We start from the raw sequence: 19,292 nt of genomic DNA on the forward strand, positions 1-19,292 counted from the left end.
CGGCCAGCTGCGACAGCTCCAGGAACGGCGTGCCGGGGTCGAGCAGCTGCTGCACGCGCTCGCGCGGCAGCAGCTTGCCGCGCGCCAGGTGCTTGTCCCGGGCGGCCGCGCCGCCGCCTTCGGCCAGCTTCGCGATCTTTTCCTGCAGGTCGGCAACCAGATCCTGCATTGCCTGCGCATTGGTCCTGAACGCCTCGGAGCGGGCGTTCAGCTTGGTTTCAATTACCGCCATAGGGGCCTCGGGCAGTCGGTTATCGGTTGGGTGGGATTTGTCTTTCGGGCCCGGCGCTCAGGCCGTCCTGGATTCATCGAGGTTCAGTTCACGCACCATCTGGTCGCGCATCACGAACTTCTGCACCTTGCCGGTCACGGTCAGGGGCATCTCGTCGACAAAGCGGATGTAGCGCGGAATCTTGTAGTGCGCGATCTGGTCGCGGCAGAACGCGCGGATCTCGTCTTCGGTGGCGCTTTCGCCCGGCTTCAGCACGATCCACGCGCACACCTCCTCCCCGTACCTGGGATCGGGCACGCCGAACACCTGCACCGCCTGCACCTTGGGATGGCGGAACAGGAATTCCTCGATCTCGCGCGGGTAGATGTTCTCGCCGCCGCGGATCAGCATGTCCTTCACGCGGCCGACGATATTGCAGTAGCCCTCGGCGTCCAGAGTGGCCAGGTCGCCGGTGTGCATCCAGCCGTCGCGGATGGCCTCGGCGGTGCGGGCCTCGTCGTCCCAGTAGCCGAGCATCACCGAATAGCCGCGCGTGCACAGCTCGCCCTTCTCGCCCACCGGCACGGTGGCGCCGCTGGCGTCGACGATCTTGACTTCCAGGTGCGGCTGGATCCGGCCCACGGTGGTGGTGCGCTTGTCGAGCGGATCGGCGGTGCTGCTCTGGAACGACACCGGGCTGGTCTCGGTCATGCCGTAGGCGATGGTCACCTCGGACATATGCATCTGCGCCACCACCCGCTTCATGGTTTCGATCGGGCACGGCGATCCGGCCATGATGCCGGTGCGCAGCGAGGAGAAGTCGTAGTCGGCGAAACGCGGATGGTCCAGCTGCGCGATAAACATCGTCGGCACGCCATGCAGCGCCGTGCAGCGTTCTTCGCTCACCGCGCGCATGGTGGCCTCGGGATCGAAGGCCTCGCCCGGGAACACCATCGCCGCGCCGGTCGACACGCACGCCAGCACCGACAGCACCATGCCGAAGCAGTGGTAGAACGGCACCGGAATGCACAGCTTGTCCTGCTCCGAGAAGCGCATCGCCATGGCGATAAAGCGCGCGTTATTGACGATATTGCGATGCGTCAGCGTGGCGCCCTTGGGCGCGCCGGTGGTGCCGCTGGTGAACTGGACGTTGATCGCGTCATGGCGATCGAGCTGCGCGGTGATGCGGTCGAGTTCCGCGCGCGCCACGCCAGTGCCGCGCGCCAGCACCTCGGCATAGCGGATCATGCCGGGGGTCTCGCCCTCGCCCATGCGGATCACCCAGCGCAGCGACGGCAGCCGCGCGGCCTGCAGCGCGCCCGGCGCGCTGGTGGCCAGCTCCGGCGCCAGCGCTTGCAGCATGTCGAGGTAGCGCGAGGTCTTGAAAGCCTCGGCGGCGACGATGGCCTTGACGCCGACCTTGTTCAGCGCGTACTCCAGCTCCGCCAGCCGGTACGCCGGATTGATGTTGACCAGCACCAGGCCCAGCCGCGCGGTGGCGAACTGCGTCACCAGCCACTCCACCCGGTTCGGCGCCCAGATGCCGACCCGATCGCCCCGGGCCAGGCCGAGCGCATGCAGGCCGCAGGCCAGCGCATCGATGGCGTCGGCAAACTCCCGCCAGGTCCAGCGCACGCCCTGCTCGCGAAAGACCACGGCCTCGCGTTCCGGGAACGCTGCCACGGTCTGTGCCAGCAGTGCCGGCACGGTCTGCTCGGACAGCGCAATACTGGTGTCGCCACGGACATGCGATAGCCCGCCTGCCGGCAGAATGGTGGGAAGCGGCTCTCCCTGCATCTTCATCATTGTCTCCAAAGCGCGTCGGGTTTCGACTTGAATTGAGTGCAACTCAAGATCGCGAATCTCACCGGGGATCCCCCGGAATTCAGGGTTAACCCCATCGAAGCTGCTGCCTGTGCCGCCGGATCTGAATGGGATGTCCGGTCTCGTCACATCGGAATGACCAAAAGGTATACGGGCGGACGGGAAAATTCAACCTTAATTTGAGGCTTACTCAACTTCACGCCAAAATGGAGTACGATGTGACGGCATTGCGCGGCGACCGCCTGGTCCGCGCTGCCGCAGTTCCGCGCCTCCAAACGGGGTACGGCCTATCATTCGCGCTTTCGCCTGCCGGGAACCGCCACCATGGAAGACAACGCCGCCGCCCGCCGGATCCCGTCCGGCGCCAGGGCGGAACAACGCATCCGCGACATCCTGCGCGTCAGCCGCGAGGTGTTCGCCGAACTGGGCTACGACAAGACCACCACCACCGAGATCGCCCAGCGCCTGGGCGTGTCCGAGGCCACGGTGTTCACGTATTTCCAAAGCAAGCGCAAGCTGTGCGTGCGGGTCATCGAGGACTGGTACGACGAAATCATCGACGCGGTCGAGCGCGGCATGCCGCGCGACCAGAGCACCAAGGCCCAGCTGGCGTTCTACGTGAAGACGCACCTGCGCCTGTTCCTGATCCAGGGCACGGGGCTGTGCGCGCTGGTGCTGTCGGAAGGACGGGCCAAGGGGCCGGAGCTGGGGCAGGAGTTCGTGCCGCTGCAGCGCCGCTATACGGCGCCGCTGATGGAGCTGCTGGCGCGCGGCCGCGAACATGGCGAGATTCGCGCCGACCTGCCGCTGAGCCTGTTGCGCTCCGCCATCCTGGGGCCGATGGAGCATATCCTGTGGGATGCCATCGCGCGCGAACGCGAGGTCGATATCGACAAGACCGCCGCGGGCATGGTGGCCCTGCTGTGGCCCGCGCTGCAGCCGGCGAATATCGAGCTGGAGGCGCTGCGCGCCTTCCATGGCGAAGTCGGCGCGGCGCTGAGGAAGCTGGACGGCGCCTGACCGGCGCGCCGGGCGTCGCGCGCAAAATCCTTGTACGCTGGAGGCAGCGTTGTTCCCAGCACGGAGATTGCGACATGGCCATCCAGCTCAACCACACCATCGTCTTCTCTCACGACAAGCAGGCCTCAGCCGACTTCCTGTGCGAGGTCCTGGGCCGCCCGCCGGCCGAGCCGTTCGGGCCCTTCCTCGGCGTGGCGCTCGACAACGGCGTGACGCTCGACTTCATGGACGCGCAGGGCGAGATCGCCATGCAGCACTATGCCTTCCTGGTCAGCGACGCCGAGTTCGACCACGGGTTTGCCCGGGTCCGCGCGCACCGGCTCACGTACTGGGCCGACCCGTACCGGCGCCGCCCCGGCGAGGTCAATACCGATGACGGTGGCCGGCGCATCTATTTCGAGGATCCCAGCAAGCACTTCCTCGAGATCTTCACCAGGGGCTGAGGCCGACGCGGCCTTGCCGAGCCTTTGGCGAGACACCGGCAGCCGCCCGTCGGTACCGTCCTGCACTTGGTTGATGCGGTTGCGCCTCATAGAATGAAATGGCCTGGTTTCCGCCGCATCCAAGGACCATGCAGACCGCCGCCTCTCCCTACCAGCCCGTGCGCGAGCGGCGCACGCTGACCTGCTTCCTGCTGGCCCTGCTCATGCACCTGCTGCTGGGGGCCCTGCTGTACTACGGCGTGCGCTGGCGCAATGCCGTGCCCACCGGGGTCGCGGCAGAACTGTGGGAGCCCGTCCCTGCGGCCACCGCGCCCGAGCCTGCCGTCAGGCCGGCGCCGACGCCGCGGCCCGTCGAGGAGGAAGACGCCGATATCTCGCTGCAGGAAAAGCAGCGCAAGGCCAGGGAGGCCGAACGCGAGGCAGAACAGCGGCGGCAGCGCGAAAGCCAGGCCCTTGCCGAAGCGGCGCGCAAGGAGGCCCAACGCAAGGCCATGGAAGCGCAGCGCCAGGCCAGCAATGCCGAGCGCCAGGCCGAACTGGCGCGCCTGCGCGCGCAGGCGGGCGGCGCCGGCGCCACGGCCAACAGCGGGGCCGGTTCCGGATCGTCGGCCAGGCCATCGTCGGGCTATGCCGAGCGCGTGCGCCAGCGGGTCAAGCCCAACATCATCTTCAACGAGGACGTCCCCGGCAATCCGGCGGCGGTGGTCGCCGTGCACATGGCGCCCGATGGCTCGCTGCTGTCGACGCGGCTTGCCAGGTCCAGCGGCAATGCCGGCTGGGACAACGCGGTGCTGCGGGCGGTGCAGCGCTCGGACCCATTGCCGCGCGACAGCAACGGCGTGGCGCCGTCCAACATCCTGATCACGTTCTGGCCCAAGGACGAGGGCGGCTAGGCCCTCGCCGCCCCAGGCCGCGCCCGCATCCCGTAGCGTGCGTTATCGCAGCAACGGCGACCCGATAGAACCAAATTCCAATAAGACGCGCTTTTTCGGAATAGGATTACAATTCCAGCCTGCCTGGAAGGACAAATCGCATGCCTGTGCTACCGCCGGTCCATATCATGAATAGACAAGAACAAGCCGACGAAGCCCGCCATGACGACCGCCTCTCCCGTTACCGCCTCCCCTCTTGCCGCCACCCGGCCGGCCGGCGCCCCGCTCGACCGGCTGGCGCTAGACCTCGCCGACATCTTCAGCAACAGCGCGCGCCTGGTTGCCAGCCACATCGCACAGCACCTGCCCGACACCGAAACGCTGCTGGCGGCGTTGCCGCCGGGGGCCCTGCTGGGCTCGGCCGACACCTATGCCCGGCACCTGGTCTACGGCGATCCGCTGGAACGCTTCTCGGCCATGGTGCTGGTCTGGCGCCCGGGGCAGGCCAGCCCGGTGCATGGCCACCGCACCTGGTGCGCCTACCGCGTGCTGCGCGGCACGCTGACCGAGCAGCACTACCGATGGGACCCCGCCAGCCGGCATGCGCGCCACGCCAACACCGTCACGCGCGGCGCGGGCGATACCTTCAGCGTGCCGGGCGGCCTGCAGCATATCCACGCGCTCGGCAACACCAGCGACGAGATCGCGGTTTCCCTGCATCTCTACGGGGTCAGCCGCGACCATATTGCGACCGGCGTCAACCTGCTGGTGCCCGCCGACGCCTAGCCGCCCCGTTCCGCGCCTGGTGCGGGCGCGCCCTCTCCACCTGACCGCCACGCGCCATGGACCGCTACGACAAACAGATCCTCGCCCTGCTGCAGGAAGACGCCACCTTGCCGGTGGCGGAAATCGGCGAGCGGGTCGGCCTGAGCTCGACGCCGTGCTGGCGCCGCATCCAGAAGCTGGAGGAAGCCGGCCTGATCCGCAAGCGCGTGGCGCTGCTCGACGCCGGCAAGCTCAATGCCGGTGTCACCGTGTTCGTCTCCATCCGCACCAGCCAGCACAACGTGAAATGGCTCAAGCAGTTCCACGGATTAGTGTCGTCGATCCCGGAAGTGACCGAGTTCTATCGCATGGCGGGCGACACCGACTATCTGCTTCGCGTGGTGGTGCCCGATATCGCCGCCTACGACCGCGTCTACAAGAAGCTGATCCAGGGCGCCGAGCTGGCCGATGTCAGCTCCAGCTTCGCGATGGAGCAGATCAAGTACACCACCGCGCTGCCGCTTGACTATGCCTGAGGCGGCACTTGGCCGGCCGTAGCGCAGCGTCCGGTCCGGCCGGTACTCGCAATTCCCGCCACGGCAGCGGCTTCTGCCGCGCTTTTCAGCGCATTCTGTTGCAAATATCACGCATTCCGGCAGACTAGCCGCCACGCATTCCGGGCCCGGAACCTGCTGCGACGCAGCAATGGCTGTAGAATATGCGGCCCCTATTCAAACGGCCGCGGCGAACGGCTATCCGTCCCGCCCCCGCCGAACCCCACGCGAGCCTTGACAGCAGGTTGGAATCACGCGCGCCCTCGTGCGCACTGCCGTCGAAACGCGATGCACGAAGGAAACAGCAGTCAATGACAAGTGGCGCACAACGAACGGCAGCCAAAACACGAGCAGCAGCAGTCAAGGACACCGGCCAGGCCAGCCCGGCCGCGGCACACACTGATCCGACGGCCGAAGCCGCCGCGCGCAGCCAGCAGCTGCGTGCGCTGATCCAGCTCGGCAGGCAGCGCGGCTACCTGACGCACGCGGACATCAGCGACCACCTGCCCGAAAACTTCACGGACACGGCCGCGATGGAAAGCATCGTCGGCACCTTCGCCGAGATGGGCGTGAAGATCTACGAGCAGACCCCGGACGCCGAGACCCTGCTGCTCAGCGACGGCCCGGTGGTGGCCTCCGACGAGCAGGCCGAAGAGGAAGCCGAGGTCGCGCTGGCCACCGTCGATTCCGAGTTCGGCCGCACCACCGACCCGGTGCGCATGTACATGCGCGAAATGAGCTCGGCCACGCTGCTGACGCGCAAGCAGGAAGTCGAGATCGCCAAGCGCATCGAGGAAGGCCTGAACAACATGGTGCACGCGATCTCGGCGTGCCCGTTCACCGTCGCCACGATCCTCGAGCTGTCGGCCAAGGTCGCCGCCAACGAGATCGGCATCGACGACGTGGTCGACGGCCTCAGCGACGAGACCATCGCCGAGCCGGCCGCCGCCGCCGCGGATGACGCCGACGACAGCAGCCTCGACAGCGCCGACGAGTCCGATGAAGACGACGACGACAGCGCCGATGAAGGCAGCAGCGGCCAGCAAAGCGCCGAAGCCGACCTGGCGCGGCTGCGCGAAGAGTGCATGAAGCGCTTCGCGCGCGTCGCCGAGCAGTTCGAGCGCATGCGCGCCGAAAGCGAAGCCGGCCGCGCGGCCGCACCGGCCTTTGCCGCCGCGCGCGACGCGGTGCGCGAGGAGCTGCGCACGATCCGCTTTACCGCCCGCACCATCGAGCGCCTGTGCGCCAACGTCCAGTCCATGGTCGACGAGGTGCGCGCGATCGAGCGCCAGGTGGTGCAGCTGCTGGTCGAGCGCTGCGGCATGGAGCGCGAGGACGTCATCGCGCGCTTCCCCGGCAACGAGACCAACCTGGCCTGGGGCCAGGGCCTGGCCGCCGAAGGGCGCCCCTGCAGCGCCGCGGTCGCGCGCGCGCTGCCGGACCTGGAAGCCCACCAGCAGAAGCTGATCGACATCCAGGCCCGCGCGGCGCTGTCGCTGGCCGAACTGAAGGCGGTCAACCGCAAGATGCTGGCCGCCGAGCGCCAGATGCGCCAGGCCAAGCACGAGATGACGCAGGCCAACCTGCGCCTGGTGATCTCGATCGCCAAGAAATACACCAACCGCGGCATGCAGTTCCTGGACCTGATCCAGGAAGGCAACATCGGCCTGATGAAGGCGGTCGACAAGTTCGAATACCGCCGCGGCTGGAAATTCTCCACCTACGCCACCTGGTGGGTGCGCCAGGCGGTCACGCGCGCCATCGCCGACCAGGCCCGCACCATCCGCGTGCCGGTGCACATGATCGAGCAGATCAACAAGCTCAACCGCCTGTCGCGCGAGATCATGCAGCAGACCGGCAAGGAGCCCGATCCGGCGGTGCTGGCCGAGCGCCTGGACATGACCGAGGACAAGGTCCGTTCGATCATGAAGATCGCCAAGGAGCCGGTGTCGATGGAGACCCCGGTGGGCGAGGACGGCGACACCAGCCTGGGCGACATGATCGCCGACTCGGACACCGCCACGCCCGCCGACGCCGCCCTGCAGGCCGGCCTGCGCGCGGTGGTGCGCGAGATGCTCGACGAACTGTCGCCGCGCGAAGCCAAGGTGCTGCGCATGCGCTTCGGCATCGACATGTCGACCGACTACACGCTGGAAGAAGTCGGCAAGCAGTTCGATGTCACGCGCGAGCGGATCCGCCAGATCGAAAGCAAGGCGATGAAGAAGCTGCGGCATCCCAGCCGCGCGGACCAGTTGATCACCTATCTGCGCGACGCCTGAGCGGTCCTCCGCCTCCGCGCACAGAGGAGTGTTATCCATGCCTGACCCGAACCTCTCTTTCTTTGGCAGGCTCTCGCTTGCCATGGGCACGTTCTTCGCCATCCTTGGCAACCGCGAGCTGGCCGCCGGCATCAAGCGCCTGCGCACGGGCGAAACCGCCGCGCAGGCGGCGCCGGCACCGGTGACGGCGCCCGCCCCGGCGCCGGTTGCCGCGCCGGTTGCCGAGCCCGCGCCCGCGCCCGCGCTGAAGGAAGCCAGCCCGGTGGCCGCGCTGCAATTGCTCGGGCTGCTGCAGCGCGACGCCCGCTTCGTCGACTTCGTCGAGGAAGACATCGCGCGCTATGCCGACGCCGAGATCGGCGCCGCCGCGCGCCTGGTTCACGACGGCTGCCGCGCGGTGCTGCGCGAGCATTTCACCATCCGCCCGGTGCGCGAGGAAGCCGAGGGCAGCCGCGTGACGCTGGCCGATGGCTTCGACGCCAGCGCGATCCGCCTGACCGGCAACGTGGTCGGCAGCGCGCCGTTCCATGGCGCCATCAGCCATCGCGGCTGGAAGGTCGAGGAAGTGCGCCTGCCGCGCCTGGCCGAACGCCACGACGCCAGCGTGATCGCCCCCGCCGAGGTGGAGCTATGAGCGAGGCCCGCTATGCCATCGGCATCGACCTGGGCACGACCCACAGCGCGGTCTCCTACGTCGACCTGGCCGCCAGCGATGGCGAGAAGACCAGCCAGCGCGTGCTGCCGATCGCGCAGCTGACCGCGCCCGGCGCGGTCGAGGACCTCGACCTGCTGCCCTCGTTCCTGTACCTGCCGCACGCCAGCGAACTGGCCCCGGGCGACCTGAACCTGCCGTGGAGCGCCGCGCGCGACTTCGCGGTCGGCGAGATGGCGCGCAGCCGCGGCGCGGGCACGCCGATCCGGCTGGTGTCCAGCGCCAAGAGCTGGCTGTGCCATGCCGGCGTCGACCGCCGCGCGGCGATCCTGCCCGCCGACGCCCCGCCGGAAGTGCCGCGCGTATCGCCGCTGGAGGCTTCGGTGCGCTACCTGACGCACTTGCGCGAAGCGTGGGACCAGGCCCACCCCGACGCACCGTTCGGCGAGCAGGACGTCACCGTGACGATCCCGGCCTCGTTCGATCCCGCCGCGCGCGAGCTCACCGCCGAAGCCGCCGCGGCGGCCGGCTATGCCCGCATGACCCTGCTGGAGGAGCCGCAGGCCGCCCTCTACAGCTGGATCCAGAAGAGCGCCGGCCAGTGGCGCAAGCAGGTCAAGGTCGGCGACATCATCCTGGTGGTCGATGTCGGCGGCGGCACCACTGACCTGTCGCTGATCGCCGTGATCGAGCGCGACGGCAACCTGGAGCTGCATCGCATCGCGGTCGGCGACCACATCCTGCTGGGCGGCGACAACATGGACCTGGCGCTGGCGCACGTGGTGGCGCGCAAGCTGGCGGCACAGGGCACGCAGGCCGATCCGTGGCAGCTGCGCGCGCTGACCTACGCCTGCCGCGCCGCCAAGGAAACGCTGCTGACCGACCCGGCCACCGAGAGCGTGCCGCTGGTCGTGCCCAGCCGCGGCGCGAAGCTGATCGGCGGCTCGATCCGCACCGAGCTGACCCGCGCCGAACTGACCCAGACCATCCTCGAAGGGTTCTTCCCGCAAGTCGACGCCGCGGCGCGCCCGGTGACCCGGGCCCGCGCCGGCCTGACGCAGCTGGGCCTGCCGTACGCGCAGGACGCGGCCATCACGCGCCACCTGGCAGCGTTCCTGGGCCGGCAAGCGGGAGCGCTGGCCGAGATCGAAGGCCTGCAGGCCATGCAGCCGGATGGCGCCAGCTTCCTGCGCCCCACCGCCGTGCTGTTCAACGGCGGCGTGTTCAAGTCGGGCCTGCTGGTCGAGCGCATCCTGCAGACGCTCAACGGCTGGCTCGCTGCCGAGGGCGCGGCGCCGGCGCGCCTGCTCGACGGCGCCGAGCTGGACCTGGCGGTGGCGCGCGGCGCCGCCTATTACGGCTATGTGCGGCGCGGCAAGGGCGTGCGCATCCGCGGCGGCACCGCGCGCGCCTACTACGTCGCGGTGGAATCGTCGATGCCCGCCGTGCCGGGCTTCGAGCCGCCGATCCAGGCGCTGTGCGTGGCCCCGTTCGGCATGGAAGAAGGCACCGAGGCCGAGTTGCCGCCGCAGGAATTCGGCCTGGTGGTCGGCGAACCGGTGCACTTCCGCTTCTTCGGCTCGTCGGTGCGGCGCCAGGACCAGGTCGGCACCCTGCTCGACTTCTGGGGGCCGGAGGAACTGCAGGAACTGGAAGAAATCCAGGCAACGCTGCCCGCCGAAGGCCGCACCGCCGGCGAAGTGGTGCCGGTCAGGCTGCATGCGCGCGTGACCGAGGCCGGCACGCTGGAACTCGAGGCCGTGCCGCGCGCCAGCGGCGAGCGCTGGAAGGTGCAATTCGACGTGCGCGGCAACGCCGATGCCTGATCCCGCGGCAGCGGCAATGAAGCAGTACATCGTCGGCATCGACCTTGGCACCAGCAACACGGTGGTGGCCTACGCCCGGGCCGGTTCCGACGATATCCGCGTGTTCGACATCGACCAGCTGGTCGCGCCGGGCGAGGTCGCGGCCCGCCCCCTGCTGCCCTCGGTGCGCTATCACGCGGCGCCGGGCGAGCTCAATGGCGATGACCTGCAGCTGCCCTGGCAGTCGGCCGCAAGCGCCGCCGCGCGCCGCACCGTGTTCGGGCGCCTCGCGGCGACGCTGGGCGCGCAGGTGCCGGGCCGGCTGGTGGCCAGCGCCAAGAGCTGGCTGTCGCATGCCTCGGTCGACCGCACCGCGCCGATCCTGCCGTGGGGCGGCGAGGAGGATCTCGACAAGATTTCGCCTGTCGTCGCCAGCGCGAGCTATCTCGGCTACGTCTGCGCCGCCTGGAACCACCACTTCCCCGACGCGCCGCTCGAACAGCAGGACGTGGTGCTGACCGTGCCGGCCTCGTTCGACGAGGGCGCGCGCGCGCTGACGCTCGAAGCCGCGCGCCTCGCGGGCCTGCCCGCGCTGCGGCTGCTGGAAGAGCCGCAGGCCGCGCTCTACGACTGGCTGTTCCACCATCGCCACACGCTGGACCAGGACCTTGCGCAAACCCGCCTGGTGCTGATCTGCGACGTCGGCGGCGGCACCACCGACCTCACCCTGATCCGCGTGGCGATGCAGGACGGGCAGCCGCAACTGACACGCATCGGCGTGGGCAACCACCTGATGCTCGGCGGCGACAACATGGACCTGGGGCTGGCGCATCAGGTCGAAGCGCGCCTGGGCGACGGCGCGCCGGCGCAGCCCCGCCTGTCGGCCGCGAGCCTGTCGCAACTGGTGGCGCGCTGCCGCGCCGCCAAGGAGCAGCTGCTGGGCGCGCACGCGCCCGATGCCGTCAACGTGACGCTGCTCGGCGCGGGCTCCCGCCTGGTCGGTGGCGCGCGCTCGGTGCAGGTGACGCGACAGGAGGTCGAGCAGCTGGTGGTCGACGGCTTCTTCCCCAGGGTGCCGCCCAGCGAACGGCCGCGGCGCGCGCGCGGCGCCATCGTCGAGTTCGGCCTGCCCTATGCCGCCGATCCCGCGGTGACCCGCCACGTGGCCGCCTTCCTCGGCCAGCACGCGGCGCAGGCCCGTGCCGCGCTCGGCATGGTGGACGCGCCCGACGACGCGCTCCCGGTGCCCGACACCCTGCTGCTCAACGGCGGCGTGTTCCGCGCGCAGGCGCTGGCGGACCGCATCGCCGACACGCTTAGCGGCTGGCGCGCCGCGCCGCTGCAGGTGCTGCACAACGCCGATCCCGACATTGCCGTGGCACGCGGCGCGGTCGCGTATGCGCGCGCACGCGCCGGCCAGGCACCGCGCATTGGCGGCGGCTCGGCGCGCAGCTATTTCCTGGTGCTGGACGACGGCGCCGCGGGCCGGCAAGGCATCTGCCTGCTGCCGCGCGGCACCGAAGAAGGCCACGAGATCCCGCTCAGCGACCGCACCTTCGCCTTGCGGCTGGGCCACCCGGTGCAGTTCCACCTGGTGTCGTCGGTGGCCGAGACGCCTTACCAGCCCGGCGCGCTGACCGACCTGTCCGGCGGCGACTTCGTGCGCCTGCCGCCGATCGCCACCGTGGTGCCGACGCGCGGCGCCGGCGGCCCGCGCGAAACGCCGGTGCAGATCACCACGTCGCTGACCGAGGTCGGCACGCTCGAAGTCCACTGCATCAACACCGGCGATGCCGCGCAGCGCTGGCGCCTCGAGTTCCAGCTGCGCGGCAACGACGCCGCGGCGGCCGCGCCGACGCCAACGGCCCACCCCTCGCTGCCGCAGGCCCTGGAGTTGATCGACCGCACCTTCGGCGCGCGTTCGCAGGAGGTCGGGCCGAAGGAGGTCAAGCGCCTGCGCGCGCAGCTGGAGCAGATCCTGGGCGCGCGCGAGCAGTGGGACAGCGCGCTGCTGCGCGAGCTGTTCGGCGCCTTGTGGGAGCGCGCCAGGCGCCGTCGCCGCACGGCGGACCATGAGCGCCTGTGGCTGAACCTGGCGGGCTATTGCGTGCGCCCCGGCTTTGGTTACCCGCTCGACGAATGGCGCGTCGCGCAGCTCTGGTCGCAGTACGACCAGGGCATCCAGTACGTCAACGAAAGCCAGAACTGGTCGGAATGGTGGACGCTGTGGCGGCGCGCCGCCGGCGGGCTGGACGAAAGCGCGCAGCTGCGCCTGCTCGAAGACATGGCCTTCTACCTGCAGCCGCCGGGCAGCGCGCGCTTCAAGAAACCGTCCGGGCCCACCCGTGGCGGCTATGCCGACATGGTGCGGCTGGCCGGCTCGCTCGAGCGCCTGCCCGTCGACGCCAAGACCGAGCTGGCCGACTGGCTGCTGACCCGGCTGCGCAAGCCGTCAGAGAACAACCAGGGCTGGTGGGCGGTGGGCCGCATCGGCGCGCGCATGCCGTTCTACGGCAGCGCGCACAGCGTGGTGCCGGCCGACACCGCCGGCCAGTGGCTGGACGCCATCCTGGCGCTCGACTGGAAAAAGGTCGAACCGGCCGCGTTCGCCGCGGTGCAGATCGCGCGCATGACCGGCGACCGCACCCGCGACCTGCCCGACGAACCGCGCGCGAACGTGGTGCGCCGGCTGGAAGCCGCCAACGCGCCGCCGGGCTGGATCGCGATGGTGCGGGAGGTGGTGGCGCTGGATGCCGCGGACGAAGGACGGGTATTCGGCGAGGCGCTGCCGGCCGGCCTGAAGCTGATTGCGGGCTAGCCCGCCCGGGGCCGGCGCGCGCCGGCAAGCGCCTTGATTGTCACTTGCCGGCGCCGGCGCGGCCGATGACCTACGATGACGGTAGGCTCCCAGGGGTCCATCGTGCAGCCGTCCACCCGCCATCCCTTTATCGCCTTGCTCGCCTTGCTCGCCGCTAGCGCCATGGCATCGGCGGGGCTGTGCCGCGCGGCCGACGATGCACGGATGAAGCAGCGCGCGGAGATGGTCAGCGAGATTGCCGCGATCGACGCCGGCGCCGGGGTGCCTGGCCGCAGCCATGGCATCGCGCCGGGCGTGTTGGCCGTGATGGGCCAGGTGCCCCGCCATGAGTTCGTGCCGGACCCGCAGAAGCCGCACGCCTATGAGAACCGGCCGTTGCCGATCGGCCATGGCCAGACCATTTCGCAACCATATATCGTGGCGCTGATGACCGACCTGCTGCAGGTCCAGCCCGGCGACAGCGTGCTCGAGATCGGCACCGGCTCCGGCTACCAGGCCGCGGTGCTGAGCAAGCTGGCGCGCGCGGTCTACACCATCGAGATCATCGAGCCGCTCGGGCGCCAGGCCTGCGAGCGCCTGCAGCGGCTGGCCTACCGGCAGGTGGCGTGCAAGGTCGGCGACGGCTACTATGGCTGGGACGAGCATGCCCCCTACGACGCCATCGTCGTCACCGCCGCGGCCAGCCACGTGCCGCCGCCGCTGATCCGGCAGCTCAAGCCGGGCGGGCGCATGGTGATCCCGGTGGGCGCGCAGTTCCTGACGCAGTACCTGCTGCTGGTCGAAAAGTCCGCGGACGGCAGCGTCAGCACCCGGCAGATCCTGCCGGTGCGCTTCGTGCCGCTGGTCGGCAAGCACTGAGGCGCGGCGCCCGGCCGGCTTAGTCGATATCAGGCGATGCCCGCGCTGCCACGTCCGCCGCTGTTTGCCCTGGCTCTGCTCTCCGCCGCCGCGCTGGGCTATGAAATCCTGCTGATGCGGCTGCTTTCGATCATCCTGTGGCATCACTTCGCCTACATGATGATCAGCGTGGCCCTGCTCGGCTACGGCGCCGCGGGGGCGCTGGTGGCACTGGCGCAGCCGGCGCTGGTGCGGCATTTCGTGCCGGTGTTTGCCGGCGGCGCGCTGCTGTTCGGCATCAGCGCCCTGGTCTGCTTCGAACTCGCGCAGCGCGTCGGCTTCAACCCGCTGGAAATCCTCTGGGAGCCCACGCAGCCGCTGCGCCTGGTGGCGATCTACCTGCTGCTGTTCGTGCCCTTCCTGTGCGCGGCCACCAGCGTGTGCCTGGGCTTTGCCCGCTTCCCGCTGCAGGTGCCCCGGCTCTACAGCTTCGATATCCTCGGCGCCGGGCTGGGTTCGCTGGGCATCATCGCAGCGCTGTTCGTGCTCGCTCCGGTCGATGCCCTGCGCCTGGTCAGCATGGCGGGCATGGCCGCGGCCGCCCTGGCCTGCCTGGAATGCCGCTCGCATCGCCCCTGGCTGCCGGCGCTGCTGCTGGCGGCCGCAGCCGTGCCGGCTGCCATCCCGGCCGGCTGGATGGCGTTGCGGCCGTCGGAGTACAAGGAACTGAGCCAGGCCCTGCGCATCGGCGACGCGCGCGTGGTGGCGCAGCGCTCGAGTCCCCTCGGCCAGGTCACGGTGCTCGAGAGTCCGTCGATCCCGCTGCGCCATGCGCCCGGGCTCAGCCTGAATGCCACCGCGGAACCGCCGCCGCAGCTTGCCGTGTTTACCGACGGCGATGGCCTGAGCGCGCTCAACCGCTATGACGGCCGGCCCGAGCCGCTGGCCTACCTGGGCGACCTGACCTCGGCGCTGCCGTATCACCTGCTGCAGGCGCCGCGCGTGCTGGTGCTGGGCAGCGGTGCCGGCGCCGACGTGCTGCAGGCGCTCTACCACGGCGCCGGCGCGGTCGATGCCGTCGAGCTGAATCCCCAGGTGATCGCCCTGGTGCAGGACCGCTTCGGCGCGTTTTCGGGCAAGCCGTACAGCGCGGCCGGGGTGCAGGTGCATGTCGGGGAGGCGCGCGGCTTCCTGGCGGCCAGCCGGCAGCGCTACGACCTGATCCAGGTGGCGCTGCTGGATTCCTTCAGCACCTCGTCGGCGGGCCTGTATGCGCTCTCCGAAAGCTACCTCTATACCGTGGAAGCGTTCGAGGCCTACCTGCGCCACCTGCGGCCCGGCGGCCTGCTGGCGATCACGCGCTGGGTCTCGCTGCCGCCGCGCGATATCCCGAAACTGTTCGCCACGGCCGTGGCGGCGATGGCGCGCGCGGGCGTGCCCGATCCGTCGCGCCGGCTGGTGCTGCTGCGCGGCTGGAAGACGGCCACGCTGGTGGTCAAGCACGGCGACTTCGAGCCCGCGGAAATCGCCGCGCTGCTCGACTTCGGCCGGGCCCGCTCGTTCGACGTGGAATACCATCCCGGCATCCGGCCCGGCGCGGCCAACCGCTACAACGTGCTCGACCAGCCGGACTTCTTCGCCGCCGCGCAGGCGCTGCTCGGCCCCGAGCGCGAGCTTTTCCTGTCGCGCTACAAGTTCGACGTGCGGCCCGCCACCGACGACCGGCCTTACTTCTTCCACTTCTTCAAATGGCGCACGCTGCCGGAGCTGATCTCGCTGAAGGCGCAGGGCGGGCTGCCCTTGCTGGACTGGGGCTATCCGGTGCTGGTGGCCACGCTGCTGCAGGCCACGGCCGCGGCGCTGCTGCTGATCGGCGTGCCGCTGCGGGTACTGCGGCGGCGCGCGCCAGCGTCACGGGTGCCGGCAGCGCGCACTGGCTTCTACTTCGTCGCGGTCGGCCTTGGCTTCATGTTCGTCGAGATCGCCTTTATCCAGAAATTCATCCTGTTCCTGAGCCATCCGCTCTATGCCGTGGCGGTGGTGCTGTGCGCGTTCCTGTGCTTTGCCGGGCTGGGCAGCCGCTTTGCCCCGCGCATGCCCGCGCGCGCCGGCCCCGGGCGCGGCCGGCGCCAGGTGGCGCTGGCGATCGGCGGCGTGTGCGCCGTGGCGCTGCTCTACCTGGTAGCGCTGCCTGAGGTGTTCCCGCTGCTGATTGCCTGGCCGGATCCCGTCCGGGTCGCCATCGCGGTGGCGCTGATCGCGCCGCTCGCCTTCCTGATGGGGATGCCGTTCCCGCTCGGCCTGTCCGGGCTCGCGGCGCGCGACCACACGCTGGTGCCGTGGGCCTGGGGCATCAACGCCTGTGCCTCGGTGGTGGCAGCGGTGCTGGCCACGCTGCTGGCGATCCACGCCGGCTTTACCGTGGTGGTGCTGGTGGCGCTGCTGCTGTATGCCGGCGCCGCGCTGGCCTGCCCCTGAGGCTTGCGTGGTGCCGCCGAACCCGCGGCCTCAGCCCGCGGCCGCGTTGCGCTGGGCGGCGTGCACTGCCGGCTGGCTCGGCAGGCGCGGCACGAAGCGGTGGCGCTCGATCTGGCCGCCGCGCGCCACCAGGATGGTGCCCTCGGGAATCTCCTCCCACACGCCCTGCACGTCGATCAGCGGCTCCGACAGCACCAGGAAGGCGTCGTCGCCCGCGGCGGCGATGCGTGGGTCATCCGGATAGAGTTCGCGCAGCTGCCGGAACGAGGTGCTGTGGAACAGCGAGCGCGAGTTGGTCTCGCTCGAATAGCGCACCGCCACGATCTGCCGGCCGTCGGTCACGCACACCGTCATGTTGAGCGGGAACTGCACGTCGTGGCGCTGGCCGACGTCCTCGATCAGCCCGGCCATCTGCTCGAGCGCGCCGACCGGGTCGCGCTCCAGCCCGAAGGTCAGCGCCAGGAAGAACATCACCTCGGAATCGGTCGAGCCCTCGATCCAGCGGAACAGGTGCGGCGCCACCGCCATCATCAGGTCGCGCCGCACCAGCGGATAGTCGCGGATCAGGCCGTTGTGGACGAACAGCCAGCGGCCGAAGCGGAACGGATGGCAGTTGGTTTCCTGCGTCGGCGTGCCGGTGGCGGCGCGCACGTGGGCGACGAACATCGGCGCGCGCACCGCCCTGGCGGTCTCGCGCAGGTTGGTGTCGCTCCACGCCGGGTGCAGGCAGCGGTAGCGGAACGGCACCTCGGCATGGCGCCCGTACCAGCCGACGCCGAAGCCGTCGCCGTTGGTGGTGGTATGGCCGAGCCGGGAATTCAGGCTCTGGTCGATCAGCGAGTGTTCCGGCTGGAACAGCACCGTTTCCAATGCAACGGATCTGCCCGAATAAGCCAGCCAGCGGCACATGATGCTCCTCCTTGTCCTGTGCGGGTGCGGTGCGGTGCCCTCCGCCACCCACTCCAGTTGTAGGACGGCGCGGCGCGAACGGCAAAGAAATGGTCCGTCAGGCACCCGTGGCTCAGGTGAAGCGGTAGGCCAGCGAGACGATGACCGGCCCCAGCACCGGCAGCAGCACGTTGGCGATGGCATAGGTGATGGTGTAGCCCAGCAGCGGCACCGAGCTCTGGCTGGCGGCCAGGATCGCGCTGATCGCCGGGGTGCTGACATGCTGTCCGGCAATCGCGCCGACCAGCAGCGGGCCTTCGATCCTGAGCAGCTTGTGCCCGATCCACAAGGACAGGCACGCCGGTCCGAGCGACACCGCCAGCCCGATCAGCGGCAGCACCGCGCCGTGCTCGCGGATCAGCGCGATCGCATCCGGCCCGGCCGACAGCCCGACGCAGGCGACGAACACCGCCAGCCCGAGGTCCTTCAGGATCTGCACCGCCGACGCCGGAAAGGTGCCCAGCGACGGCTTGCGCGACTGGAGCCAACCGAACACCAGCCCGCTCAGCAGCGCCCCGCCGCCGCTGCCCAGCGAGATGTGCATGCCGCCCACGCTCACGCTCAGCGTGCCCACCAGCAGGCCGGCCAGGATGCCCACGCACAGGAACACCAGGTCGGTGACCTCGGCGGCCCTGGCCTCCACGCCGATGCCGCCGATGGCCTCGGACAGCGAGGGCTCCAGCCCGACGATGGTGATCACGTCGCCCAGCTGCAGCGGCGTCGAGCGCGTGATCGGCAGCGACAGTCCCGAGCGGCGCACTTCCAGCACCCAGACCTCGCGCAGCCGCCGCGCGCCGGCCAGGCGCGCCAGCTCGCCGAGGGTCTTGCCGTTGACGCGGCGCTTGTTCACCACCACCTGCTTTTCCACCAGCTGGATGGCATCGGTGTGCGCCTCGGGCAGCAGCACTTCCGGGCCGATCAGCGCGGCGGCCTTCAGCAGGTTGCTGCGGATGCCGACCATGGCGAGGATATCGCCGGCCTGCACGGCGTCGTCATCGCCCAGCTCGATGCTGGCCCCGCCCCGCAGCACCTTGACCACCGAAGCCCGGCCGCCGACCTGGTGCTGCAGCTGGCTGACCGTCATGCCGGCGGCCTGCTGCACCGAGTAGGCGCGCCCGATCAGCCGCGGCAGCGCCGGCTGGGTGGCGACGTCATCGTCGGATGCGGCCTCCATGCGCGCCGCGACCTCGCGCGCGGCCTTGCGCAGGTCGATGCCGAGCAGTGCCGGCGCGATCTGGCTGGTGAAGAACACGATGCTGATCAGCCCGACCAGGTAGGTCAGCGTATACGCGGTGGCGATATTGGCCTCGTAGCGGCCCACGGTGGCGGCATCCAGGCCCAGGTGCTTGAGCGCTTCGGCGGCGGTGCCCACCACCGCCGACTCGGTCGCGGCGCCGGCGGCCAGCCCGGCGGCGGTACCCGGATCGAAGCCCAGGTAGGCCGCCGCAGCGAGCGCGATCGCCAGCACCACCACCGCCTCCACCACCGGCAGCACCATATAGCGCAGGCTCGAGCGGTTCAGGTTGGCGAAGAACTGCGGCCCGCCGGAATAGCCCATGGCGAAGATAAACAGGGCGAAGGCCATGTCCTTCAGTTCGCCATGCATCTGGCAGCCGGTCTGCCCCATGAACAGCGCGACGATCAGCGTGCCGCACACGCCCCCCAGCTGGATCGGTCCGACCCGTGCCTTGCCGACGAAGTAGCCGAGTCCGACGGTGATGAACAGCACCAGCAACGGGTTGGCGGCAAAGAGCTCAACGGTACAGGTCATGGGGCGCGGGTTGGG

General features: G+C 69.9%; 14 protein-coding genes and 1 pseudogene. 11 read left to right on the forward strand and 4 right to left on the reverse strand.

The window, feature by feature from the left end; all coding sequences use genetic code 11:
* Together GA0116996_RS23175 and GA0116996_RS23180 are read right to left on the reverse strand one after the other, a co-directional pair.
* A pseudogene (locus GA0116996_RS23175) lies at positions 1-232 on the reverse strand (methylcrotonoyl-CoA carboxylase); the annotation flags it as partial.
* A 57-nt stretch (positions 233-289) separates the two neighbouring features.
* Positions 290-2,014, reverse strand: coding sequence for an AMP-binding protein (locus GA0116996_RS23180; RefSeq protein ID WP_092316284.1), 1,725 nt, complete (start codon positions 2,012-2,014; stop codon positions 290-292).
* 345 nt (positions 2,015-2,359) lie between these two features.
* Between GA0116996_RS23180 and GA0116996_RS23185 the strand changes: the two genes are divergently transcribed.
* From GA0116996_RS23185 to GA0116996_RS23235, 11 genes are all read left to right on the forward strand, one after another.
* Entirely contained in the window at positions 2,360-3,055 is a 696-nt protein-coding gene (locus GA0116996_RS23185) for a TetR/AcrR family transcriptional regulator (RefSeq protein WP_092316287.1), read from the forward strand.
* A 74-nt stretch (positions 3,056-3,129) separates the two neighbouring features.
* Positions 3,130-3,498, forward strand: coding sequence for a VOC family protein (locus tag GA0116996_RS23190; RefSeq protein WP_092316289.1), 369 nt, complete (start codon positions 3,130-3,132; stop codon positions 3,496-3,498).
* A 128-nt stretch (positions 3,499-3,626) separates the two neighbouring features.
* Entirely contained in the window at positions 3,627-4,391 is a 765-nt protein-coding gene (gene tolA / locus GA0116996_RS23195; RefSeq protein WP_092316291.1) for a cell envelope integrity protein TolA, read from the forward strand.
* A 201-nt stretch (positions 4,392-4,592) separates the two neighbouring features.
* Positions 4,593-5,156, forward strand: coding sequence for a cysteine dioxygenase family protein (locus GA0116996_RS23200; protein WP_092316293.1), 564 nt, complete (start codon positions 4,593-4,595; stop codon positions 5,154-5,156).
* Between the two features lie 56 nt (positions 5,157-5,212).
* Positions 5,213-5,671 (forward strand): Lrp/AsnC family transcriptional regulator, encoded by a 459-nt coding sequence (locus GA0116996_RS23205; RefSeq protein ID WP_092316295.1) that lies wholly within the window; start codon positions 5,213-5,215, stop codon positions 5,669-5,671.
* A 329-nt stretch (positions 5,672-6,000) separates the two neighbouring features.
* Entirely contained in the window at positions 6,001-7,968 is a 1,968-nt protein-coding gene (rpoD, locus tag GA0116996_RS23210; protein ID WP_092316297.1) for an RNA polymerase sigma factor RpoD, read from the forward strand.
* Positions 7,969-8,005: 37 nt separating this feature from the next.
* Positions 8,006-8,602: a DUF2760 domain-containing protein gene (locus tag GA0116996_RS23215; protein ID WP_092316299.1), complete on the forward strand. Its 597-nt coding sequence runs from the start codon at positions 8,006-8,008 to the stop codon at positions 8,600-8,602.
* Entirely contained in the window at positions 8,599-10,446 is a 1,848-nt protein-coding gene (locus GA0116996_RS23220; protein ID WP_092316301.1) for an Hsp70 family protein, read from the forward strand. The genes GA0116996_RS23215 and GA0116996_RS23220 overlap by 4 nt, the downstream gene beginning before the upstream one ends.
* 16 nt (positions 10,447-10,462) lie before the next feature.
* Positions 10,463-13,243, forward strand: a complete 2,781-nt coding sequence (locus GA0116996_RS23225; protein WP_092316303.1) for an Hsp70 family protein — start codon at positions 10,463-10,465, stop codon at positions 13,241-13,243.
* A gap of 75 nt (positions 13,244-13,318) precedes the next feature.
* Positions 13,319-14,101: a protein-L-isoaspartate(D-aspartate) O-methyltransferase gene (locus GA0116996_RS23230; RefSeq protein ID WP_092316305.1), complete on the forward strand. Its 783-nt coding sequence runs from the start codon at positions 13,319-13,321 to the stop codon at positions 14,099-14,101.
* A 45-nt stretch (positions 14,102-14,146) separates the two neighbouring features.
* Entirely contained in the window at positions 14,147-16,558 is a 2,412-nt protein-coding gene (locus tag GA0116996_RS23235) for a spermine/spermidine synthase domain-containing protein (RefSeq protein WP_092316541.1), read from the forward strand.
* Positions 16,559-16,588: 30 nt separating this feature from the next.
* Here the strand turns inward: GA0116996_RS23235 and GA0116996_RS23240 are convergent, their stop codons facing one another.
* Both GA0116996_RS23240 and aspT read right to left on the reverse strand, forming a co-directional pair.
* A complete protein-coding gene (locus tag GA0116996_RS23240; protein WP_092316307.1) occupies positions 16,589-17,467 on the reverse strand; it encodes a class II glutamine amidotransferase in 879 nt (292 codons plus the stop codon).
* Between the two features lie 112 nt (positions 17,468-17,579).
* The gene (aspT, locus tag GA0116996_RS23245) at positions 17,580-19,277 is read right to left on the reverse strand and encodes an aspartate-alanine antiporter (protein WP_092316309.1); all 1,698 of its coding nucleotides are present in this window, start codon (positions 19,275-19,277) and stop codon (positions 17,580-17,582) included.
* Positions 19,278-19,292 lie beyond the last annotated feature (15 nt).

This window comes from Cupriavidus alkaliphilus, from assembly GCF_900094595.1.
In the GTDB taxonomy this organism is placed as follows: Bacteria; Pseudomonadota; Gammaproteobacteria; order Burkholderiales; family Burkholderiaceae; genus Cupriavidus; species Cupriavidus alkaliphilus.

Bases quoted from the DNA above. Each gene is read 5' to 3' on its own strand.
- GA0116996_RS23180 (WP_092316284.1), bottom strand. From the start codon at position 2,014: ATGAAGATGCAGGGAGAGCCGCTTCCCACCATTCTGCCGGCAGGCGGG.
- GA0116996_RS23185 (WP_092316287.1), top strand. From the start codon at position 2,360: ATGGAAGACAACGCCGCCGCCCGCCGGATCCCGTCCGGCGCCAGGGCG.
- GA0116996_RS23190 (WP_092316289.1), top strand. From the start codon at position 3,130: ATGGCCATCCAGCTCAACCACACCATCGTCTTCTCTCACGACAAGCAG.
- tolA (WP_092316291.1), top strand. From the start codon at position 3,627: ATGCAGACCGCCGCCTCTCCCTACCAGCCCGTGCGCGAGCGGCGCACG.
- GA0116996_RS23200 (WP_092316293.1), top strand. From the start codon at position 4,593: ATGACGACCGCCTCTCCCGTTACCGCCTCCCCTCTTGCCGCCACCCGG.
- GA0116996_RS23205 (WP_092316295.1), top strand. From the start codon at position 5,213: ATGGACCGCTACGACAAACAGATCCTCGCCCTGCTGCAGGAAGACGCC.
- rpoD (WP_092316297.1), top strand. From the start codon at position 6,001: ATGACAAGTGGCGCACAACGAACGGCAGCCAAAACACGAGCAGCAGCA.
- GA0116996_RS23215 (WP_092316299.1), top strand. From the start codon at position 8,006: ATGCCTGACCCGAACCTCTCTTTCTTTGGCAGGCTCTCGCTTGCCATG.
- GA0116996_RS23220 (WP_092316301.1), top strand. From the start codon at position 8,599: ATGAGCGAGGCCCGCTATGCCATCGGCATCGACCTGGGCACGACCCAC.
- GA0116996_RS23225 (WP_092316303.1), top strand. From the start codon at position 10,463: ATGAAGCAGTACATCGTCGGCATCGACCTTGGCACCAGCAACACGGTG.
- GA0116996_RS23230 (WP_092316305.1), top strand. From the start codon at position 13,319: ATGACGGTAGGCTCCCAGGGGTCCATCGTGCAGCCGTCCACCCGCCAT.
- GA0116996_RS23240 (WP_092316307.1), bottom strand. From the start codon at position 17,467: ATGTGCCGCTGGCTGGCTTATTCGGGCAGATCCGTTGCATTGGAAACG.
- aspT (WP_092316309.1), bottom strand. From the start codon at position 19,277: ATGACCTGTACCGTTGAGCTCTTTGCCGCCAACCCGTTGCTGGTGCTG.